The organism is Prosthecochloris marina, from assembly GCF_003182595.1.
In the GTDB taxonomy this organism is placed as follows: Bacteria; Bacteroidota; Chlorobiia; order Chlorobiales; family Chlorobiaceae; genus Prosthecochloris; species Prosthecochloris marina.
This window is the reverse complement of sequence record NZ_PDNZ01000004.1, coordinates 182,491-203,378: the sequence shown is the minus strand read 5'-3', so window position 1 is coordinate 203,378 and position 20,888 is coordinate 182,491. Positions and strand designations below refer to the sequence as shown.

Below are 20,888 nucleotides of genomic sequence, written 5' to 3'. Positions count from 1 at the left end.
ATCTCTATGCTGTAGACTAAAAAAACTGCCGGCAGGTTCCGTTCGAAGGAGAGAGAAGCGTGAAGAGTGTCAACAGGCTTCATCTTTTCTTGCGACAGCATTACCTGCATCAAGTTACAAGGGTATGTTCTCAGCCCGCGGGCTACCCCCGCAAAGCACCCCTAAGATGATTCGCTGTAGTCACAATAACCAAAATCAGTTTGATTTGCAAGTTATGGTCAGGTTTCCGACAAGGAGGATGGAATCTTTTTTGACTGATAAGACGTTTGTAATTTCTTGTTTTGCTTGTGGTAACGATCTTGCTGTAATCCTTAAAAACCATCGATGAAAAAAAGGTGCGGTTGGTGTGGAGACGATCCGCTTTACGTGGCATACCACGATAAAGAATGGGGTGTTCCGGTGTTCGACGATCGGAAGCTGTTTGAAATGCTTGTACTGGAGGGGGCTCAGGCAGGGCTTAGCTGGATCACCATTCTTCGAAAACGTGAAAACTATCGTCAGGCATTTGACCGGTTCTCTTTCGAAAAAGTAGCAGGTTACACAGAGCATGACGTCGGCCGGTTGCTTGGTAATCCCGGAATTGTAAGAAACCGGCGGAAAATTGAATCGACAATCAGAAATGCACAAGGTGTTCTTGCCATTCAGGAGCGGCACGGATCCTTCGCGAGTTTTGTCTGGGACTTTGTGGACGGCAAACCCATACAGAATCAATGGCGCTTACTTTCCGATGTGCCGGCTTTTTCAAAAGAATCGGATCGAATGAACAGGGAACTCAAACGCCTTGGTTTCAGCTTTGTCGGTTCGACTATCTGTTATGCGTTCATGCAGGCCGTCGGCATGGTTAACGATCATGTGACCGATTGCTTTCGTCATCGGGAAGTTCGGAATACATCTTCTTCACTTTGATCGGTCTTCCTTTCCGACAACGGTGAGTATCACTATTTAGAAAAGAGCTGCTTTTGTGTAAATTATGCATCTTGTTTTTTCTATCTGGTGAATTTCTTACAGGCTGATTTATGAGGCAGTTCAATCTTGTCCGTCTTGCATTTTTTCAAATGGGATTCGGCATCATGTTGGGGTTTCTGCATGATACACTGAATCGTGTGATGACTTCAGATCTCGGCATCTCTTCAACCATTGTTTTTGGGCTTATCAGCCTTAAAGAGCTGCTCGCTGTTTTCGGTGTGAAGGTTTGGGCGGGAAACATGTCGGATAAATCTCATCTTTTCGGTTACAGGCGTTCACCTTATATCCTTCTTGGCCTGCTAAGCTGTGTTTTTTCGTTCATTCTTTCACCTGTAGCGGCATATGAGGTGAAAATCGCCGGTGTAGGGTTCGCCGAGCTGCTGCCTGCAATGGTTCAGGATGTGGGACTTCTGAAGCTGGTGATTATCTTTCTGGTTTTCGGTTTCGGTCTCCAGGTTGCGACAACGGCGTATTATGCTTTGATTGCCGATTATGTCGGTGACAAGCATATCGGCAAAGTAACCTCTGCAAGCTGGACGTTGATGGTGCTGACGACGATAGTTTCCGCACGTATCGTAGGGACTTATCTCGATGTCTATACACCGGAGCGCCTTATGAACGTTGCTTTTGTCGGGGGGATTATCGCTCTAGGAATCGCCTTTTTCGCTTTCGCGGGAGTAGAAGAAAGGAACTCTTCGCTAAAGAAAGGCAAGACCGAAGAGGCGCTGACATTTGGACAGTCGATAAAACTGCTGTCATCTTCGCCGAAAACGCTACTGTTCGCGTTCTATATTTTCGTCGCTATTTTTGCGCTTTTTTCATGCGAAATCGTCATGGAGCCATTTGGTGCGGATGTATTCGGTATGCCAGTGGGGGTCACCACAAAGCTGTTCAGACCGACAATGGGGGGAATGCAGCTTGTCTTTATGCTGCTTGTTGGTTTTCTGCTCAACAGGATCGGGAAAAAAAGAGGAGCGTTTATCGGCAACATATTCGGCATGGTTGGTTTCTCCATCATTATTTTCTCCGGTTTCATGCTTGACGAAACCATTCTTCGAATTGGCCTTGTTATCGCTGGCATCGGGCTCGGTGCGGCAAGTGTTTCCAACATTACCATGATGATGACCATGACAGCAGGAAGAAGCGGGGTGTATATCGGCCTATGGGGTACCGCTCAAAGCCTTGCGATGTTTATGGGACATTTCGGAGCTGGCATAATCCGCGACGTTGTTTATGCTTTCTCCGACAATTACATGTGGTCGTATGCAACCATTTTCGGACTCGAGATTATTGCTTTTGGTGTGGCCAGTGCATTGTTGCCCCTGATATCGCAGGATGACTTTGAAGCGGAAAGCAAGGTGAAAATTGCGGAAGTGCTTGCTTCGAGCGGAGTTGATTAGTGATTGATGATTTTTTTACTCGCCATTTTCCGGTGAGTCGTGTGGAATCGGTCGAATATGTCACAGGAGGCATGATTTTGCAAGATGATAAGACATTGTGTGGAGTACAGCGTTTGTTGACGCATAAGCAGCTCGACACTTCAACAAATCGAGGCCTTTTTTCATGAAGCATGTTTTCGGACCGGTATCCTCCAAACGGCTTGGGCAGTCCCTCGGTGTTGATGTACTACCTCCGAAAAGCTGCACATGGAACTGCATCTACTGCCAACTTGGAAAAACCCGGATATACGTAACTGAACGCCGGGAGTTTTTCCCCCGCGAAGAGATACTTGCAGAAATAAAACAGGCCATCGATGGTTCTGCTGCAATTGATTGGATAACCTTTGTCGGTTCCGGTGAGACGACGCTTTACAAAGGCCTGGGTTGGTTGATCCGGGAGATAAAAAAAATAACCGATATTCCTGTTGCGGTTATTACCAACGGTTCGTTACTCTCTTTCAAAGAGGTCCGCGATGAACTGCTTCAAGCCGATGCGGTGTTGCCTTCATTGAATGCAGGATCGGCGGAGCTGTTCGATCGTATTGACCGTCCTGCTCCGGGGTTTACCTATGAACGTCATATCGAGGGACTGATCGAATTTCGCAAGGTGTATCATGGAATGCTCTGGGTTGAGGTGATGCTGATAGCAGGTATGAATGATTCGACTGAGGCTTTGCAGGACATTGCCCTGGTACTTGAAAAGGTCAAGCCTGATACGGTGCATCTTGTGCTTCCTACCCGTCCTTCGACCGAGTCCAGTGTTCGCCTTCCCTCTGGAAATGCGATTGCAAGAGCGCGCCTTATTTTATCGCATGTGGTGAAAGTGGTTCATCCGGTGAAAGGAAGTATGAACCTGAAGAGCACAGCCGATATCATTGAAACGGTCATTGCGATTACCAAGCGCCACCCGCTCCAGGAGCGTGAACTTCGCAACGCCCTCGATGAACTCATCCCCGATGAGCCTGATCAGGTTGAGCTTGTGATCAGACAACTGCTCGGGTCGGGAAAATTTAAAACGGTAACGCTTCAGGATGGAGAGGTTTACTGGGTGCCGGCAGGTAATGATTGATTTTCAGCTTTTATCCGTGCCAAGCACGTAAGCCCTTTTTTCTCAGCTATCCAATAAACGCATTCAGGTGGGTGTGTGCGGCAGATTTCTTGATGTTTTCCCGAAACTTTCGAGATGATGAGCGGGTGTTTCGAGTATTTGCTCAACGTCTGCTTTGCTTCGTCAGCCGTACATGGTGTGGCAACGCCTTTCTGGATCATCTCCTCGGCCAGTTCATCGAGAAATACCGACTCCGTAAATACGGAGTCAGGATGAAGTGTTCTGCAGACTCTTTCTCCTATCGCAACGCTGGATGCGTTATGGATGCTATCCATAGCCTGGTCCATCGTTATGATAACCGGCTCGAACTTTTTGATGTTACCCAGCATTCGTTGTCCGATGTCGGTATTGGCGAGAGAACCGTCATTTTTTCGAAATACATGAAGTGCCTTTGCGATATCTTCCAGCACGGTTCCGTCAGTATAGTCGTGTATGGTACCCATAAATGAATGATCTATTTCGGAACGAAAAAGCCTTTACTTTTTTCGCCACCAGAAGATAGCAAATATAATGAAGACTAATATAAACGCTCCGACTTCCAATAGTATCGGATATTCTTCAAAAAAAGATATCATGAAAATAAATGGTTTAAGGGGGTAGGAGATAATAGTCTGGTGATGACTATTAATTATGCGTTAAAAATGCTTTTTATCGTTGTACCCTTAGTATTGATTATGACTTATTTATGATTTTCCATCAAGTGCATGATATGCAACGGTGAACTGCTTTGGATTCTCAAGTTTGTATCTTTATGAGATGAAACAGTTGTTTCACAAGTTACATCTTTAAGTCAATCTACGTTATTTTTTTTGCTTTTTGCTCCAATTGCGGATTGGTATGTTTTTTGTTGTAATAATGTCAGCAGTAGTAGAGTCTAACATTATTACAGAGATCATGATATATCTTATCTCTTCTATACTGGTGTATTCTTTACTTATAGGAGTGCATCACAGCTTTTTCAAGGGATTGAGAGAAAAGGTTTATGCCGCGATGCATTTGACTGTTACAGGCATTGCATTTTTTCTTCTGCAGTTATAAAAGCAGAACCCCAAGGGAAGAAACCATTTTTCCTCTCGAAGTTATGCCTCCCCGTGAAATAGATGTTCGGATTTCACAGAGATGTGGCATTCACAGTGAAAAACAGGATTCTCTATGGATCCCTCAGGTAAGAGCTGTGAAATAGTTGCGTTAATGGCTTAGCCTATTCTCCTTCGTAATCAGCCCAGTTGTTTGGTGTCTCGTACCAGCGGAGATTTTTGAGGATGACATTTTCCGGAAGGTGAGGGATGATCTGGTTGAAAGCCCATTTTGCAAGACATTCGGCAGTCGGTGGTTCGTCGGTGATTACCACGCGCTTGTTGCGTTTTGTGATGAATGCGAGGTCTTCGTGGTCGTTTTTCCAGACGGCGAAACCGTGATCGAGCACATCGTGAACGTGCTTCATCATGATATCGTTGAGGAATTTGAAATCCATCACCATGCCTTCCTGCGGATCTCCTTCCCGGTCGATAATCTTTCCTTCAACCGTTGCTACCACTATACCTCTGTGCCCGTGCAGTTGATTGCAAAATGAAAAACTGTTGGGTAGCGTGTGGCCGTAATCGAGTTCGATTTTTCGTGATATTATCATCGCTCAAATATAATAGTGTACTTCAGAATGGCGAAGTGTACGGAAAAAAAAGGTTTTCAGCAACAGCTGGTGAAATAGTATACAGTATGGTTCAAGGGGGAATGAGTTCAATATCCCTTGTGTCGATTGTCTGTTAAGGGGATTATGTGTATTGTATGGGAAGGACGCATAGCAAAAGAGGGTATGATGAGACTGGTAAAAACACATGACAGTCGCTCGATTGATTTTTATTCTGCCGATGTTGGTCTGGAGCTTGAGTTGCCGTTTGCCTTGTCGGAAATTTCCGCCGGATTTCCATCGCCGGCAGATGATCATCTGGAACTGAAACTGGATCTGAACAAGGCGTTGATCCGTCATCCGAGCGCTACGTTTTATGGTCGGGTCAAGGGTGACTCCATGATCGAGGCAGGTATCGGGGAAGGAGATATTCTCGTTATCGACAAGTCGCTCGATCCGAAAGAAGGGGATATCGCGGTGTGTTTTCTCGACGGAGAGTTTACAGTGAAACGTATCGGAAAACAGGATGGTGGGCTGTGTCTGATGCCGGCCAACGAAAAGTTCAAGCCGATCCTCGTAACCGGGGACTCTGATTTTCTTGTTTGGGGAGTCGTGACGTACGTTATTCATAAGACTCGATAGGGAGGCTTTGCAGAATGTTTGCCCTTGTGGACTGCAACAATTTTTACGTCTCTTGCGAGCGGGTGTTCAACCCGGCGCTTCACAACCGGCCGGTTGTGGTGCTTTCCAACAATGACGGCTGTATCATTTCACGTTCCCAGGAAGCAAAAGCGCTTGGTTTGCCCATGGGCGCGCCGGTATTCAAGCACAAAGTGCTGCTTGAGAGACATAATGTGGTGCTGTTTTCACCGAACTTCGCGCTCTACGGTGACATGTCGTCACGGGTGATGAACACGCTCGGCGAGCTGTTGCCGGATATCGAAATCTATTCCATCGATGAAGCGTTTGCCGATCTGCACGGCTTCGAGCGGTTCAACCTGCAGCAACTGGCCGAAACTGTCCGCGACACCATCAGGAGAAATACAGGTATACCGGTAAGTGTGGGTATCGGAGCGACAAAAACCCTTGCCAAGGTCGCCAATCATCTCGCGAAGAAAAACAGTCTGTATCATGGGGTGTGCGTGCTGGATGAGAAGGCGGCAATACGTGATGCTCTCGCTGGTATTCGGATCGAGGATGTTTGGGGAATCGGGAGAGGTTACAGTCGTTTTCTTCGCCGTCATGCCGTTGAGACTGCTCTTGATTTTTCCGCTCTTCCGAGCGAATGGGTACAACGTCGTATGCATGTTACCGGATCGAGGGTTCAGCGGGAGCTGAACGGTATTTCCTGTCTTTCTCTGGAACATGCGCTTCCGCTCAGGAAAAGTATTTGCACCTCCCGTTCTTTTGGACGAAAGGTTTCAAGGATTGAAGATCTGGAACGCGCTATTGGAAGTTTTGCATCGAAATGTGTTGTTAAGTTACGTGAACAGGGATTACTTGCCAGTTTTGTAACCGTCTTTGTCTATTCTGGTTCGTTTGATGATCCGCGATACCGGTACAAAGGTGGACGCACGGTTTCCATTCCGGCTGCTACACAGAATACACTCGAAATTGTGCAGTGTGCGCTGGAGGCGCTCAAGGAGGTGTATCATGAAAAGTGTGCATATAAAAAGGCCGGGGTTGTGCTGAGCGGGCTTGCTCCAGTATCGGATTCATGTATCACGCCTTCGCTGTTTGATGAAGATAAAGGTGCCGGCTATGATTCGCAGGCACTCATGCAGGCTATTGACATGGTTAATTCCCGCTATGGTTCCGGTACCCTGAGATTGGCTGTTTCAGAGTCTTCAGGGTGGAAACAACGTATGGAAAGGTTATCCCCTCGCTATACGACTCGCTGGGAGGATATTATCGAGGTGAGAGGGTAAGAGTGGTAACTGAGTTGTTGCTGCTGGGCTGTGTCTGTTGGAGGAAAAGGTCTGAAAATTACCTGTATGGCGGCTGATTTGGCAAATGCCTGAAACTTTCTGTGGATAAAAGCTTTTATTGAGGGTGACTGTTGATAGGAAACGGTTTTGGTGAGACGCTTGGCAATGAAGCGAATGAAGGTTAAGAGCCATGTTTCGATACAAGCCGGTTTATTATTGTTAAATCAGTACACGCAAGCAAACATGACTGCAGAGTATATATGGTCGGTTATCCGTTCCGAGGCAAGACGTGAAAGTGAGCGGGAGCCTTGCATGAAGCATTTTCTGGAACAGCATATTCTGAGCTTCGATGATTTTTCTTCAGCTCTTGCCATGCTGCTTTCGGTCAAGCTTGCATCGAAGCATTTTCCTCCCCAGGTTCTTCAGAATCTGTTCGACGAGTTTTACGGATTGAACCCTGAAGCGGTTGACAAGGCGGTGTTCGATCTTACGGCAACGCTCGACAGGGACCCTGCTGCGGTCAATTATTTTGAAATTATGCTGTTTTTAAAAGGTTTCCAGGCGCTTCAGGCCCACCGCCTGGCACACTGGCTTTGGAACAATGATCGCAAGCCGATGGCTTATCTCATGCAGAACAGGATGTCGGAAGTGTTTGGGGTTGATATACATCCTGCTGCAAAAATAGGCATGGGAATCCTGCTCGACCATGCTACGAGCCTTGTTATCGGTGAAACAGCTGTAGTCGAAGACAATGTCTCGATCCTGCACGAAGTGACGCTTGGAGGAACTGGCAAGGAAACAGGTGACCGGCATCCGAAAGTGAGAAAATCCGTGCTGATCGGCGCAGGGGCTAAAATTCTTGGTAATGTCGAGATAGGGGAAGGCGCAAAAGTAGGGGCTGGCAGCGTGGTGCTCGATAATGTACCGCCCCATTACACCGTAGCCGGGGTTCCCGCACAGATTGTCGGCCGGACTGAAGTAGCTGAACCGTCTCTGGAGATGAACCAGCGCCTGAGCGCCAAACGGCGTCAGGACTGATCTTTTGCGGTCACTGTTTGAACTTTGCTGCTATTTCCGCCCTGTATTCCTCGAGTCTTTCGAGAATCTCTGCAAGATGGTCTCCTCCTGTTTTTTTCAGCAAAGCATTTGCTATGACCGGTGCCACAACGGCTTCGGCGATAACGCTGCAGGCAGGAACCGCACAGGTATCACTCCGTTCTATGTGAGAGAGATGGGCTTCCATCGAGGTTATGTCGAATGAGTGCAATGGCGACATCAGTGTGGCAATGGGCTTCATTGCCGCCCTGAGGTGGATGACGGATCCGTTCGTCATGCTTCCTTCCAGGCCACCTGCCCGGTTTGTTTTGCGGGAAGGGCCATGTGCTGCGCCTGGAAAAAGTTCGTCATGCACCTGTGATCCGGGATTTCTCGCGTTGTCGAACGCCGTACCGATTTCAACACCCTTTACTGCTTGTATCGAAATGAGTGCGGCAGCAAGTTCCGCATCGAGCCTGCGATCGTGCTGGACATAAGAACCCAGACCCATCGGAACTCCAGTGATAAACAGCTCGATGATACCGCCAAGCGTGTCCCCCTCTTCTTTTGCCTTGTCGATGGCTGCAACGGCATTTTCTTCATCTGTTTTTTCCAACATGCGTACGGGGGAAGTGTCGGCTTCTTTTGTCAGTGCTTCTGCACCTTCGGCAAGCAAGCTTTCAAGACGGGACGACGATGCCGTTTCTCCGGCTGGACCTATGGAAGAAACGTAACTTCCTATCTGGATTCCCACCGATCTCAAAAAAGTTTTTGCAAGAGAGCAGGCGGCGACTCGCGCCGCGGTTTCACGGGCTGATGCACGTTCTATCACCGGCCGGATATCTTCGAAGCCGTACTTGATCATGCCGGTAAGGTCCGCATGGCCGGGTCTCGGTATGCTGATTGCAGGAATGTCTTCGTTCGGTTTTTCGAACTGGGCCATTTTTTCGGTCCAGTTTTTCCAGTCCCGGTTTTCTATTTGCAGTGCAACCGGAGAGCCGATGGTTTTTCCGAACCGTATCCCCGACAGCACAACGGCTTTATCGGTCTCGATTTTCATTCGGCCGCCTCTTCCGTATCCCTGCTGGCGTCGTGCCAGTTCAGTATTGATATCCTCAGGAGTGATCGTTATTCCCGAAGGTAGACCTTCGACGATTGCCGAGAGTGCCGGGCCGTGAGATTCTCCTGCTGTAAAGTATCTGATCATGTGTTTTTCTATCCGGCTGCGCGTTTATTGCGCAAGCCTGTATTACGGTTCTGTAAGGCAAAAAAAACCGGCTGCATGCTTGCAGCCGGAACATAGTGTAAAATTAAAATGTCAAGACTGATCAGGACAGTCTTTTCGCTGCTTCTTTTGCATAATAGGTAAAGATAATATCGGCACCTGCACGCTTCATTGCAACCAGAGATTCCATCATGACCCTGTCGCCGTCTATCCAACCTTTCTCCGCTCCAGCCATCACCATCGAATACTCTCCCGAAACATGATACACGGCGACCGGAACGTCGAATCTTTCCTTTGTTCTGTAGACGATATCAAGATAAGCAAGTCCTGGTTTGATCATGACAATATCAGCGCCTTCCATGATATCGAGTTCGATTTCTTTCATGCCTTCATCGGAATTTGCCGGATCCATCTGATAGGTGGATTTGTCACCGAACTGCGGTGCCGAGTGAAGAGCGTCACGGAACGGTCCGTAGAAGCTCGACGAGTATTTTGCCGAATACGAAAGAATGCCTACATCCGAATGTCCCGAGTCGTCCAGTGCTTCCCGGATTGCTCCGATACGACCGTCCATCATATCACTCGGAGAAACCATGTCTGCTCCTGCTTTTGCATGTGATATCGACATCTTGCACAGCACTTCGACGGTTTCGTCATTGAGAATGATTCCATCCTTTACCAAGCCGTCATGGCCGAACGGGGTGAACGGGTCGAGAGCAACATCGGTCATAATGTAAAGATCCGGCACAGCCTCTTTGATGGCACGGATAGCTCGCTGGATGATGCCGTCGTCATTATATGCTTCACGACCGTCTTCGGTTTTTTCTTCTGGAATGCCAAACAGATCGATCGCCTGTATACCCAGATCCCAGAGCTCCTTGCATTCTTTTACCGCATTGTCGATTGAATAACGGAAACTGTTGGGCATCGAGGGAACCTCTTCCACGACATTACTGCCGGGGCAGACAAACAGTGGAAAGACAAGGTCACTTTTCGATAGGGTGTTTTCCTTTACAAGGTTCCTGATAGCAGGAGTTCTGCGAAGTCTTCTCGGTCGGTGTACAATATTCAATAAATCTGTCTGACTCATGTTACTGGATTAATTTGGTTTGTTGAAAAGCCAAAAATACGAAAAACTGAAAACATCGGGAAGCTTTGTGAATAAAATCTCTTTTGGCGTTATCGGAGATCACGGACTACAATGACTGCTTTGACAACTTTCTTCCTGAAAATATCCTGAGTTCAAGTAAGCATGTTTGGGATTTTTTTTCTTTCTTAATACACCTTGATGACATTGTTCCCTAAGAGAGTTTTTTTATTTTTCTATTGATGGCTCGGGCTATCAGTTTCCCCCATTCTTTAAGCACATAGCACAGTATGTATCACTACATTTTTCTGTTTCAATGTCGCTTGCATGTCATTACCGGTTACTTTTCGGCTGCCGGCCGCTCAGCTGAAACAATGTTTACGAAGAAACGTTTCCGGAAAATTGAGTGTGGTAACCGGTCGATACCGGGAGGTGTAGGGTGAATGTTGCCGAATTCATACGGTCATCGTTCAGCAGGGGGACGCAGGTTTCGCGTTTTAACATCATGGCCGCAGCTGCTCTCGGGGCACCGGCACATCTCTCTTTCTACGTTGCATACAAATATATCTTCCAACTTCCTTATGATAACCTTGCATTACGCCTTGTAGCAGTAGCTCTCTGTCTTGTCGGGCTTTTCAAGCTCAAAAATCCAGACTTTCTCGGCAAATACTTTCCGATTTACTGGCATAGCATGCTCATTTTCGTATTGCCGTTCATCCTTACTGTCATGGTATTGAAGAACAATTTTCATGAAGCCTGGATTTACTGGGAAATTTTCATGATTTTTGTTCTGATTTCCTTTGTCCCCAACCCTTTGGTATTTCTTTTCGATCTCTTCCTTGGGGTAGGTGCCGCTATTGTGTTTTTTTTCCTTACGCCACCTTTCGTCGTTCTCGATCCGCAGTTTGATATAGCCCCATATGTGCTTCTTGTCGTTTTTTCAATAGTAGCAGGGTATGTATTCAGTTATAGCAACCGAAAAGGAATTGTAGCACAGGAAAAAAATTCAGCTTTTCAGGCTCTTGCCGGAAGTATCGCTCACGAGATGCGAAATCCTCTGGGGCAGGTGAAGTTCAGTTTCCAAAGTATTTTGGAAGAACTGCCGACATACCATGCCGACAAGGTGTATGAGTGTATTACCGCTCAAGGTTTGGACAATATCTACCTACGGGTTGCTCAGGGTCAGATGGCGGTCAGTAGGGGCGGACAGGTTATCGACATGATTCTCGATGAAGTTAAAGACAAACCTATTGACACGAGCGGCTTCACGTATCTTTCTGCCGAGGGGATTACCAAAAAAGCCATCGATGAGTATGGTTATGAATCTGAGGCCGAAAGGAAAAAGCTTTCTTTGGAATGCAGTGGCGATTTTCTCATCAAGGCCGATGAGACGATGTATGTGTTTGTTCTGTTTAACCTGATTATGAATGCATTTTATTTCATAAAAAACTATCCTGACGCGCATATTACCGTTTGCCTGGAAAAAGGCAGTTCATTCAACAGAATTTCTGTGAGGGATACCGGGCCTGGTATTCCTCCAGAAAATCTGGGCAGGCTTTTCGATGCCTTTTTCACGTCGGGTAAAAAGGGAGGGACAGGTTTGGGCCTCGCCTATTGCAAAAGAGTTATGAAGGCTTTTGGCGGCGATATAACCTGTGAATCCAGGCAACATGAGTATACGGAATTCACTTTGGAGTTTCCTGTCGTGAGTGGCCAGGAGCTTGTCAGGTTCAGGTCGTGGATGGTCTCCCGCTACCGCGATATCTTCGAGGACAAGTCTATTTTGCTCGTTGACGATGAATTGCCGGACAGGGAGCCGGTTAAGCAATACCTTGAGCCGTTTCATGTTATAATCGATGAGGCAGGGAACGGTCAAGAGGCGCTGGAGATGCTCGCAAAAAAGCGATATGATGTTGTTTTGATGAACCTGGGTATGCCCGTTATGAACGGTTATGAATCTACAGAGGAAATCCGGCGCGGTAAGGCAGGCGCTACGATGAAAAACGTACCCATTGTTGGCCATACTGCAGTTCCTACCTATATCGCGAGAGGAAAAACAGAAAAAGTTGGCATGCAGGCCTTTATTTCGAAGCCGGTTACCGAGTCTGAATTGATCAATCTTCTCGCATCGATATTCAATGGGGAATACATTGTCGGGACAAGGGACTTTTCAGGTATCAATGTGATGCTTGTCGATGATTCTTCTTTCAACAGATATGTTCTCAAAAGCATTCTTGAAAAGCATAACATCGGTATCAGCGAAGCTGTCAGTGGAAAAGCGGCGATCGAAAAGCTGAAACTGGATGATATTCATGTGATACTTATGGATATCCAGATGCCGGAACTTGATGGTATAGAGACAACGAGGCTTATTCGAAGCAGTATGTCTGGTAGTAACAAAAATGTTCCTATCATCGGGCTTAGTGGCGAGTCGGGCGAAGAGGAGATTCAGAAAGCGCTTAGTGCCGGTATGAACGATTATCTCCTCAAACCTGTCGATAGTGTTTTACTGCTGAACATGATTGAAAAGTGGGGTAAATCCTGATTTTTTCTCCTTCGATTTTTTCCTTTCATCTCTTGCTGTGTCTTAACGGGGGTTCCTGATATCGCAAGGCACGGTGCTCTTTTATCTTTCAAAGACTTTTCTGCCGTTATGCAAACCGAGCAGGTACGCTCATGTTTTTCTGACAGGGAACGCTTTGTGAGTGAATACATCAAAAATGTGAGAGTTTTTTAACCCTTTGCCATCCTGGCATCAGCAGAAACAGGCTGTTATTTTGATACAGTAAAAGAAAAAAGCCCTGAGATGGCTGGTATATGGCGCACTGGGGTCTTCTTTCATGGTCAAAAGTGCAGATTTTTCAATTATTTAGTAAAGAGAAGCAACCTAATTACTTAATTTGTCTCTAAATGCAAAGTAATTAACACTTGTTAATTACTCTTGTAAAGCAGTATACTCTGATAAAAAATGAGTCGGTAGGTGAATTTAATATTTGTTCAAATCCAAAAATGAAGGAGGGGTGAAAGATGTTACAGGAACAGATGACGGGATCTTCGATTTCAAGTGTACAATGCTCATCTTCGGTTTTAACGGAAGAGACTGTTTTGCGCTCGTCGAGGAATGGCAGACTGAACAGAAAAAATGGTAGAGGAAAATTTACGGATAACTGTTATCAAAAACCTTACGTTTTAGTATTTGACGGTGATGTTTTTCCTGAAGAACAAGAAGGGGGGCAAAAAATCGTTGCTTCTTCTTTCGAGGAGGTTCTCTGTTATATCGGTATTTTGGGTGAAACTGTAGAGGTTTATCTTTCAAAAGATTTCGAAAACAACAATCCGTTGCTCTACAGAAAAGTAAAATCAATTACGTACAGGCAAGCCAAAGAATATGTTCAAAACCATGAGGCTGATGCAGGGTTTGGTGGGTTAATTAACAAAATTCCATTGGATATAACATCACTAATGCACAGTCCATTGGCTATGAAAGAAGATGATGTAGTGCCTCAAGTTTTGAACAGACGCTATGTGCATAAGAAAAAAGATGAGAATGTTTTGATTTCTGACTACTTCAGTAAAGGGAATTTCCTGTATTTCAATATGTATGATCAGACACGGGAGATTCAGTTTGATCACGATTCCGATCATGTACAAGGTCTTCTCTTGCTTGAAGCAATGCGTCAGGCATCGATTGCAACCACGCATATATCAGGAGGCTTGCCTGATGAAGGTACAATAGCTTTGCTGACTTATGATTCCGGTTTTTACAATTTCTTGGAGCTGACCGCACCGATTGTGGTCAGAACCTATACTCCATTTTCATTTAATCCCGGCGATAGCAAAGGGGATGTTTTTGTCAGTTGCGAAATTTTTCAGTGGGGAAAACTTGCATCCAGTGCTTTATTGAAAGGAAAAGCTTTCCCTGACAAGTCCAAGTATGTCAATTACAGGATCAGGACAGAAAAAGTCCAGGCCCGACACAAAAAGCAGTACGATTCGAAAATACTGTCAGCGCAAAACACTGTGGGAGTTATCTGATGGCTGAAATTGCTGTGATTGGGGGGGGGATTTCTGGTATTGCGGCAGCATACTATTTGAATCAACACAATATTGATGTTGATCTCTTTGATGCTGCCGAATCAATCGGTGGGCGTATCGGTAGTGAAGTACTCGATGGGCGCACCGTTGATTTTGGGGGGAAAAACATCGGTAGAAATTACAGACGATTTCGCTGTTTTGTGAAAGATTATGGTAATCTGCCTTTTGAACAGTTTGGCTTCAATACATCTCAAGTTGTCGGTGGCAGAGTGATCAAGATCAGTAAGGAAAAAGCCAAACTCCGTAATTTGATGCGTCTTGTTTATCTCTGTGGTTTGAAAGGCTTTTTCAAGTTGTATCCACTTGTCAAGGCTGTTAAAGGTGACCATGAGCAAGGTGTGTTGAACAGCGACTTTTTCAATAGCATTGCAGAACGAAATGACCACGGTTCATTGTCGGTTTTTTTTGGTGAGCGCTGTTCACAGCATGTTGTTCGTCCGGTTACGGTCAGGATGAATGGGGCTGAGCCAGAAGAGTGTTATCCGGGGAATTTTGGCTCTAACCTGGCTTTAGCTCTTGATAGTTACGAGCAGCTGCAGGGAGGCATGTCAAGTCTTATACAAGCGTTTTATACCGGCACGCAGCATACCCGTTTTTTTACCGGTTATGATGTAGAGCGTCTTGCTTTTGATCCTGCCTCTTCAAAAGTTGTCATCAAAGGGTTCAATAAGGGCAAGAGCGAGGAATTAACGTATAAGAAAGTCATGCTTGCATTGCCTGCATCGAAAGCAGCTCCTCTTTTTGAGCATTCTAATCCGAAGCTTTCAGAATTACTCGAAAAGGTGACCTATTATCCGGTAGCTGTTGCAGTTGTTCAGTATCAGAACGACGTCTTTAAGCACGATCACCGTGCAATGGTCTTTGACCGGACTTCGCCTTTAAGCAATGCAGGCGCATACGGTATCAATGATCTGAGCCTCGTTCGGTATACGTTCAGTGGCGATAAAGCGAGAAAAATGATATTGTCGGGCACAAACCCGGAAAAAGCTATATCAATTGCTGAAAAGACTATTGAAGATTATTTTAATGTGAAAGGAAATAGTAAACATAATTACGTTTATAAGTATCTCGACCCTGGATTATGTGCATATTCTCCTTATCATTATAAGCTTCTTCAAAAAATGCATGGTACCCTTGATACATTTCATAATAGTATTGGTCTCACAGGTGATTACTGGAGAGGGGCTTCAATCGAGGCATGTTTCAGGTCTGCAGAGGAAGCGGTGCAAAAATTGATACACAAGTAGACCCCTGGTATGAATTTTGTCAGTTATATAAAATCTGCTGTTCTTGAAGGAACACAGATTTCACGTTTTAACATTGTAACGGCAGTTTTTCTGGGAGCTCCAGCACATTTTTTATACTATTTCCTTTTCAAGTATGCATTTCACCTGCCGTATGAGAGTTTCGAGCTTCGTATTACGGCGACACTGCTTTGCCTTGTTGCATTGGTGAAACTCAGAAATCCTGAGTTTCTCGGGAAGTATTTCGCTATCTATTGGCATATCATGCTGATATTTGTGCTGCCGTTCATATTTACAGCATACCTGCTGAAAAATGATTTTCATGAACTCTGGTTGTATTGGGAGATTTTCATGATCTTCATTCTCATCGCCTATGTTCCCAACTGGTTGGTATTTCTGTTTGACCTTCTGGTCGGAGTTGTCGCAGCGATTCTTTTTTTTCTCATAACATCTCCCGGTGCTCAACTCAATCCGGATTTCAATATTCCCCTCTACTCGATTGTAGTTTTTTTTACGATAGTTGCCGGATATGTTTTCAGTTACAGTAACAAGCAGGGGCAGATCGCCCAGGAAAAAAACTCTGCCACCCAAGCACTCGCAGGAAGCATAGCCCATGAAATGCGTAATCCGCTCGGTCAGGTGAAATATAACCTCGAGGCTATTGAGCAGAACCTGCCAGGTTATCAGCCTGGAAGACTGTCTGCCCCGATCAACGATTTTACCCTCGATAAGTTGTATCGGCATGTTGCGCAAAGCAAAATGGCCGTGAAACGGGGCTCGCAGGTCATTACCATGATTCTTGATGAGGTAAGGGAAAAGCCTATAGATACAACCAGTTTTTTTTATGCCTCTGCGGCTGTGATAACCCAGAAAGCTATCGATGAGTATGGGTTTGAATCAAGTGAGGAGCGGGATAAGGTCGTCTTCGACAAAAAAGAAGATTTTGTGTTCAAAGTTGGAGAGACCATGTATGTGTTTGTTCTGTTCAATTTGATGATGAACGCATTGTATTTTTTGAAGTCCTATCCGAAATCAAAGATTTTCATTACTCTGGAAAAGGGAGCACAGTTCAACAGGGTGAAAGTCATGGACACCGGTCCAGGAATTCCGACTGAAAATCTTGACAAGCTTTTCAACGCTTATTTCACGTCAGGTAAAAAAGGAGGAACAGGACTCGGCCTTTCTTATTGCAAGCGAGTCATGCAGGCTTTTGGCGGAGATATCACCTGTAATTCCGTAGTGGGGCAGTACACCGAATTTGTTCTGGACTTTCCTGTGATTTCGAATGATGAATTGCAGCGAAGGCGTGACGAGCTTGTCGCTGCCAACAGATCGCTATTCGAAAACAAACGTATTCTCATCGTTGATGATGAACGTACAGATAGAGATGAAGTAAAGGAAATTCTTTTGGCTCTTGGTGTTTTGGTGGAGGAGGCTGGTGATGGAAAAGAAGCATTGCAGAAGCTTTCAGAGGATCCATATGATCTTGTTATCATGAATCTTAATATGCCTTTGATGGATGGATACAAGGCGGCGGAAATGATAAGAAGAGGAGAGGGTGGCAGCAAAAATGCTATTGTTCCCATAGTGGCTTATACAGCGATGCCATATTATATCGCACGCAGCAAGACAAAAAAGGCTGGTATGCAGGGACTTATTACAAAGCCATGTTTGCAATCAGAACTTATCAGACAGCTTGCCGGTATTTTTCAGCAGAAGCTTTCTTTGCAAAGTCTTAAAGGGAAATCTCTTCTCATAGCGGACGATTCTTCTTTCAATCGAGTTGCACTTAAAACCGTTCTTGAAAAACAAGGTATTGTAATCGATGAAGCTGTCGATGGAATAGAAGCTTTGAAGAAGCTCGAGGGAGGCTCGTTTGATCTTGTTTTGATGGACCTTAGAATGCCATTGTCTGATGGTATCAGTGCAACAAATCACATTCGTCAGTCTGAGAACCAGGAATTGGCGTCTGTACCCGTGATTGGTCTCAGCGGCGACTCGGACGAAGCTTCGATAGAAGAAGCAATGCATGCTGGAATGAATGATTATCTCATCAAACCGGTTGATACGAGGGTTTTGCTGATGAAGATCAGCCAGTGGATTCGCTAATTATTGTATATTTTTCTGGAAAGCTATAAACCCAAGATAAAGATGCCTTTTTTCTCGAAACATTGTAGTGGTCGTGCAGTTGTTCCTGCTGCGAGAGGGGAGGCATGTGCACAAGATATTATGGATGTGCTCGGAAGGCTTGAATCCTGGACAAAGGGACAGCGGCTGGTCGATGCCGATCCAAAGTACTCTGATATCATCAGAGCTTTGCCTTCTGGAGAAACTACCTCAATGCGGTTATCTGAGTCCCCTGGAACCATTTCGATTACAGGTGAAAACCCTCGAATTTTCGGTTATCCAGGGACACTTGAATATAATATGCCTGCAATAACGGAGCTTTCTGGTATGCCAAGGATACTCATTGATCTTGGTTATTCGGGAGTTGAGCATGAGGCGAAGGGGATCATGCATGATATTGTGAACAGAACATATCGGTTGCGCATATCTTATCTTGCATTGAAAAGTTATCCACTAATACGTCTGCAGGTAAGTTTTTACAGTTTCTTACAGGAACCACTGCATCTCGAGGTGCTTTCCGATGTGCTTGACCTGAATGTCCAGAACTTTTATACTGCGCTGTATGAAACCGGTAAGTATGAGTTATCGGTTCATGTAATGCGCAAACATCTCGGGTCTGTTTTCTCTACTGTAACTGAAGAACAGCAGTCGGATATTCATAGGGGGATGTCGGGAGTTGTTTCGAGCTTTCAAGCATTAACCGAATCTGAACGTAGCATGGAAAGAGCTGTTAGGGATTTTGAGCGAAGACACCCATTGGGTGAGGGGATGTGATGTTATGACGGAAGATTTGCAGCTTGCTATAAAATTCGCTGAAGGTGCGGGGAATCTCACCTTGTCGTTTTTTCGGAGTAAATCTCTCAAGATTGATGCTAAAAGAGATGATACACCGGTCACTGAGGCGGACAGAAATGCAGAAGAACTGATAAGGCGTGAGATCGCCAGTGTTTTTCCCGATGACGGGATATTCGGTGAAGAATTTGAAGAGAAACTATCGGTTAACGGGCGTCGCTGGATTCTCGATCCGATTGATGGAACACGATCGTTTATCCATGGTGTACCGCTTTATGGGGTCATGATCGGTCTGGAAGTTGATCGGGAAATGAAGGTTGGGGTTGTCAATTTTCCCGCTCTTGATGAAATGTATTATGCAGAAGCCGGGTCGGGAGCATTTTTGAACGGTGATCCAATACATGTTTCGGCAATATCGGATTACCGGGATGCAACGGTGGTTTTTACCGAAAAAGAGTACCTGCTCGATCCATCTTCGGAGCATCCTGTAGACAGTCTTCGTCATGATGCCGGATTGGTCCGGGGATGGGGTGACTGTTACGGTCATATGCTTGTTGCGTCCGGAAGAGCCGAGGTGGCTGTCGACAAGATTATGAGTCCATGGGATTGCGCGGCGCTTATCCCGATAGTTCAGGAGGCCGGAGGCTGCTGTTTTGACTATACCGGCCAAACTACGATTTACGGTCAGGGGTTGGTGAGCGCCAACCGGTTAATCGGGAGCAAGCTGATAGCCGCCATTGTCTGATTTCCCCTTAGTTCCTCGAAAACAACTGTTATTATCCGCTTTTCGGTATCGGAGATCGGATTTCGTTCGTTCCTGTCATTATCCGCCTTGGATTTATTTTCAACAAAGCGATGACTGTACTTTATGATAATCTATTTTCTTATCGCTGTTATCATTCTTCTTTTTCTCATTCTGCTTGTTCTTTTTTGGGTCAGTAAAAGAGCTGTTTCGGCAGATGCATTGCAGCAAAGTGAGACTATGCTTCGGGCGGATTTGGATCAGGTTCGCAATGAGCAGAAAAACGAATTTCAGCGCAACAGGATAGAGCTTGCACGGTTGTTTCAAGAGGGGCGTACCGAACAATCAGCGTCTTTGAAATCTTTTGAAGATAGCATGAGGATGCATGTTATGCAGCAGGATGAGCTGCAGCGGAGAAATTTCGGTGAACTTTTATCGAGGCAGGAGGCGCTGAAAGAAGAAACATCAAAGACCTTGGATAGCATACGTGACACTGTCGAAAAGCGACTTCAGGTTTTACAGGAAAAGAATGAGGTGAAACTCGATGAGATGCGAAGGACTGTTGATGAAAAGCTACAGTCGACTCTTGAAAAGCGTTTGACCGAATCTTTCAGCCTGGTCAGCGATCGGCTTCGTCAGGTGCACGAAGGTTTGGGGGAAATGAAGACGCTTGCGTCCGGTGTTGGAGATTTGAAAAAAGTGCTTGCCAACGTTAAAGTCAGAGGTGTTTTCGGGGAAATGCAGCTTGGACATTTATTGGCGAACCTGCTTTCACCCGAACAATATGCGGAAAACGTCATGCTCGGAAAAAGGCAGCGCGAACAGGTAGAGTTTGCGGTTAAGCTTCCGGGAAAAGATGATGGTGAAAGTGTGGTGTATCTTCCTGTAGACGCGAAATTTCCTCTCGAAGCCTATTATCGTCTTCTCGAAGCTGTGGAAGTGGGCGACAAGAAGATGATAGCGGTTGCGACAAAAGCAATTGAAGGAGAGATGTTGCGCTGTGCCAAAGATATTTCTGATAAATACTTGAATCCTCCTGAAACTACCGACTTCGGGATTTTGTTTCTCCCGACTGAAGGGCTTTTTGCAGAGGTGGTTCGCAATACGGCTCTTCTTGAAACCCTGCAAAGTAAATTCAATGTTATTGTCGCGGGACCTACTACCTTTGCTGCTCTTTTGAACAGTCTGCAGATGGGGTTCAGAACGCTTGCGATACAGAAAAGGACCGGTGAGGTATGGAGAGTTCTCGCTCAGGTTAAGAGTGAGTTTGCTGCTTTTGGAGAGGTTCTCGTAAAAGCTCAGAACAGGATCACGCAAGCAGGGACGGAGCTCGATCGGCTCGTGGGTGTGAGGACTCGTGCCATCCAAAGACGTTTACGACAGGTGGAGGATGTATCGGAAGAGAACCCCCCACTTGTTGATGAAAATACAAAGGACAGTAGGAACTCAGGCCTGAAAGGTGATGGTTGATCA

At 45.7% G+C, this 20,888-nt stretch carries 17 protein-coding genes and 1 riboswitch; of the genes, 13 read left to right on the top strand and 4 right to left on the bottom strand.

The window, feature by feature from the left end; translation table 11 throughout:
• Window positions 1-69: 69 nt before the first annotated feature.
• Window positions 70-173, bottom strand: a riboswitch (TPP riboswitch).
• Between the two features lie 151 nt (window positions 174-324).
• The 3 genes from CR164_RS07045 (at window position 325) to CR164_RS07035 (ending at window position 3,474) form a co-directional block, all read left to right on the top strand.
• Window positions 325-906 carry a DNA-3-methyladenine glycosylase I gene (locus tag CR164_RS07045; RefSeq protein WP_110023222.1) on the top strand — a complete coding sequence of 194 codons (582 nt, stop codon included), beginning with the start codon at window positions 325-327 and terminating at the stop codon, window positions 904-906.
• A gap of 110 nt (window positions 907-1,016) precedes the next feature.
• Window positions 1,017-2,366 carry a BCD family MFS transporter gene (locus CR164_RS07040; RefSeq protein ID WP_110023221.1) on the top strand — a complete coding sequence of 450 codons (1,350 nt, stop codon included), beginning with the start codon at window positions 1,017-1,019 and terminating at the stop codon, window positions 2,364-2,366.
• A gap of 163 nt (window positions 2,367-2,529) precedes the next feature.
• Complete coding sequence (locus CR164_RS07035) at window positions 2,530-3,474, top strand: radical SAM protein (protein WP_110023220.1); 945 nt, start codon at window positions 2,530-2,532, stop codon at window positions 3,472-3,474.
• Here CR164_RS07035 and CR164_RS07030 read toward each other — a convergent pair.
• Complete coding sequence (locus tag CR164_RS07030) at window positions 3,447-3,956, bottom strand: hypothetical protein (RefSeq protein WP_110023219.1); 510 nt, start codon at window positions 3,954-3,956, stop codon at window positions 3,447-3,449. The genes CR164_RS07035 and CR164_RS07030 overlap by 28 nt on opposite strands.
• 758 nt (window positions 3,957-4,714) lie before the next feature.
• Window positions 4,715-5,143 carry a 6-pyruvoyl trahydropterin synthase family protein gene (locus tag CR164_RS07025; RefSeq protein WP_110023218.1) on the bottom strand — a complete coding sequence of 143 codons (429 nt, stop codon included), beginning with the start codon at window positions 5,141-5,143 and terminating at the stop codon, window positions 4,715-4,717.
• Window positions 5,144-5,329: 186 nt separating this feature from the next.
• On the opposite strand from CR164_RS07025, the gene CR164_RS07020 reads away from it, so the two are divergent.
• The 3 genes from CR164_RS07020 to cysE all read left to right on the top strand — a co-directional run bounded on the left by CR164_RS07020 (window position 5,330) and on the right by cysE (window position 8,106).
• Entirely contained in the window at window positions 5,330-5,782 is a 453-nt protein-coding gene (locus CR164_RS07020; protein ID WP_193525196.1) for a LexA family protein, read from the top strand.
• Between the two features lie 14 nt (window positions 5,783-5,796).
• The gene (locus tag CR164_RS07015; RefSeq protein WP_110023216.1) at window positions 5,797-7,068 is read left to right on the top strand and encodes a Y-family DNA polymerase; all 1,272 of its coding nucleotides are present in this window, start codon (window positions 5,797-5,799) and stop codon (window positions 7,066-7,068) included.
• 243 nt (window positions 7,069-7,311) lie between these two features.
• Window positions 7,312-8,106: a serine O-acetyltransferase gene (cysE, locus tag CR164_RS07010; protein WP_110023352.1), complete on the top strand. Its 795-nt coding sequence runs from the start codon at window positions 7,312-7,314 to the stop codon at window positions 8,104-8,106.
• 10 nt (window positions 8,107-8,116) lie between these two features.
• Here cysE and aroC read toward each other — a convergent pair whose 3' ends face one another.
• Together aroC and hemB are read right to left on the bottom strand one after the other, a co-directional pair.
• Window positions 8,117-9,310 (bottom strand): chorismate synthase, encoded by a 1,194-nt coding sequence (aroC, locus tag CR164_RS07005; protein WP_110023215.1) that lies wholly within the window; start codon window positions 9,308-9,310, stop codon window positions 8,117-8,119.
• A 121-nt stretch (window positions 9,311-9,431) separates the two neighbouring features.
• Window positions 9,432-10,418: a porphobilinogen synthase gene (gene hemB, locus CR164_RS07000; protein WP_110023214.1), complete on the bottom strand. Its 987-nt coding sequence runs from the start codon at window positions 10,416-10,418 to the stop codon at window positions 9,432-9,434.
• Between the two features lie 436 nt (window positions 10,419-10,854).
• Here hemB and CR164_RS06995 point away from each other — a divergent pair, with 436 nt between their 5' ends.
• The 7 genes from CR164_RS06995 to CR164_RS06965 all read left to right on the top strand — a co-directional run bounded on the left by CR164_RS06995 (window position 10,855) and on the right by CR164_RS06965 (window position 20,885).
• Entirely contained in the window at window positions 10,855-12,960 is a 2,106-nt protein-coding gene (locus CR164_RS06995; RefSeq protein ID WP_110023213.1) for an ATP-binding response regulator, read from the top strand.
• A 794-nt stretch (window positions 12,961-13,754) separates the two neighbouring features.
• On the top strand, window positions 13,755-14,450 hold the full coding sequence (locus CR164_RS06990) for an AfsA-related hotdog domain-containing protein (RefSeq protein WP_161953501.1): 696 nt from the start codon (window positions 13,755-13,757) through the stop codon (window positions 14,448-14,450).
• Window positions 14,450-15,757: a protoporphyrinogen/coproporphyrinogen oxidase gene (locus tag CR164_RS06985; RefSeq protein ID WP_110023211.1), complete on the top strand. Its 1,308-nt coding sequence runs from the start codon at window positions 14,450-14,452 to the stop codon at window positions 15,755-15,757. Before CR164_RS06990 ends, CR164_RS06985 begins: the two co-directional genes overlap by 1 nt.
• Before the next feature lie 9 nt (window positions 15,758-15,766).
• Window positions 15,767-17,863, top strand: a complete 2,097-nt coding sequence (locus CR164_RS06980) for an ATP-binding response regulator (protein WP_110023210.1) — start codon at window positions 15,767-15,769, stop codon at window positions 17,861-17,863.
• Window positions 17,864-17,905: 42 nt separating this feature from the next.
• Entirely contained in the window at window positions 17,906-18,655 is a 750-nt protein-coding gene (locus CR164_RS06975; protein ID WP_110023209.1) for a hypothetical protein, read from the top strand.
• 4 nt (window positions 18,656-18,659) lie between these two features.
• The gene (hisN, locus tag CR164_RS06970) at window positions 18,660-19,418 is read left to right on the top strand and encodes a histidinol-phosphatase (RefSeq protein WP_110023351.1); all 759 of its coding nucleotides are present in this window, start codon (window positions 18,660-18,662) and stop codon (window positions 19,416-19,418) included.
• A 123-nt stretch (window positions 19,419-19,541) separates the two neighbouring features.
• Complete coding sequence (locus tag CR164_RS06965; protein WP_110023208.1) at window positions 19,542-20,885, top strand: DNA recombination protein RmuC; 1,344 nt, start codon at window positions 19,542-19,544, stop codon at window positions 20,883-20,885.
• Window positions 20,886-20,888: the final 3 nt, after the last annotated feature.

What these genes read in the sequence shown, in the direction of transcription:
- CR164_RS06980 (WP_110023210.1), top strand. Translation starts at nt 15,767, where the DNA reads ATGAATTTTGTCAGTTATATAAAATCTGCTGTTCTTGAAGGAACACAG.
- hemB (WP_110023214.1), bottom strand. Translation starts at nt 10,418, where the DNA reads ATGAGTCAGACAGATTTATTGAATATTGTACACCGACCGAGAAGACTT.
- CR164_RS07040 (WP_110023221.1), top strand. Translation starts at nt 1,017, where the DNA reads ATGAGGCAGTTCAATCTTGTCCGTCTTGCATTTTTTCAAATGGGATTC.
- CR164_RS06965 (WP_110023208.1), top strand. Translation starts at nt 19,542, where the DNA reads ATGATAATCTATTTTCTTATCGCTGTTATCATTCTTCTTTTTCTCATT.
- CR164_RS06975 (WP_110023209.1), top strand. Translation starts at nt 17,906, where the DNA reads ATGCCTTTTTTCTCGAAACATTGTAGTGGTCGTGCAGTTGTTCCTGCT.
- hisN (WP_110023351.1), top strand. Translation starts at nt 18,660, where the DNA reads ATGACGGAAGATTTGCAGCTTGCTATAAAATTCGCTGAAGGTGCGGGG.
- CR164_RS06985 (WP_110023211.1), top strand. Translation starts at nt 14,450, where the DNA reads ATGGCTGAAATTGCTGTGATTGGGGGGGGGATTTCTGGTATTGCGGCA.
- CR164_RS07015 (WP_110023216.1), top strand. Translation starts at nt 5,797, where the DNA reads ATGTTTGCCCTTGTGGACTGCAACAATTTTTACGTCTCTTGCGAGCGG.
- CR164_RS07045 (WP_110023222.1), top strand. Translation starts at nt 325, where the DNA reads ATGAAAAAAAGGTGCGGTTGGTGTGGAGACGATCCGCTTTACGTGGCA.
- CR164_RS07035 (WP_110023220.1), top strand. Translation starts at nt 2,530, where the DNA reads ATGAAGCATGTTTTCGGACCGGTATCCTCCAAACGGCTTGGGCAGTCC.
- aroC (WP_110023215.1), bottom strand. Translation starts at nt 9,310, where the DNA reads ATGATCAGATACTTTACAGCAGGAGAATCTCACGGCCCGGCACTCTCG.
- cysE (WP_110023352.1), top strand. Translation starts at nt 7,312, where the DNA reads ATGACTGCAGAGTATATATGGTCGGTTATCCGTTCCGAGGCAAGACGT.
- CR164_RS07025 (WP_110023218.1), bottom strand. Translation starts at nt 5,143, where the DNA reads ATGATAATATCACGAAAAATCGAACTCGATTACGGCCACACGCTACCC.
- CR164_RS07020 (WP_193525196.1), top strand. Translation starts at nt 5,330, where the DNA reads ATGAGACTGGTAAAAACACATGACAGTCGCTCGATTGATTTTTATTCT.
- CR164_RS07030 (WP_110023219.1), bottom strand. Translation starts at nt 3,956, where the DNA reads ATGGGTACCATACACGACTATACTGACGGAACCGTGCTGGAAGATATC.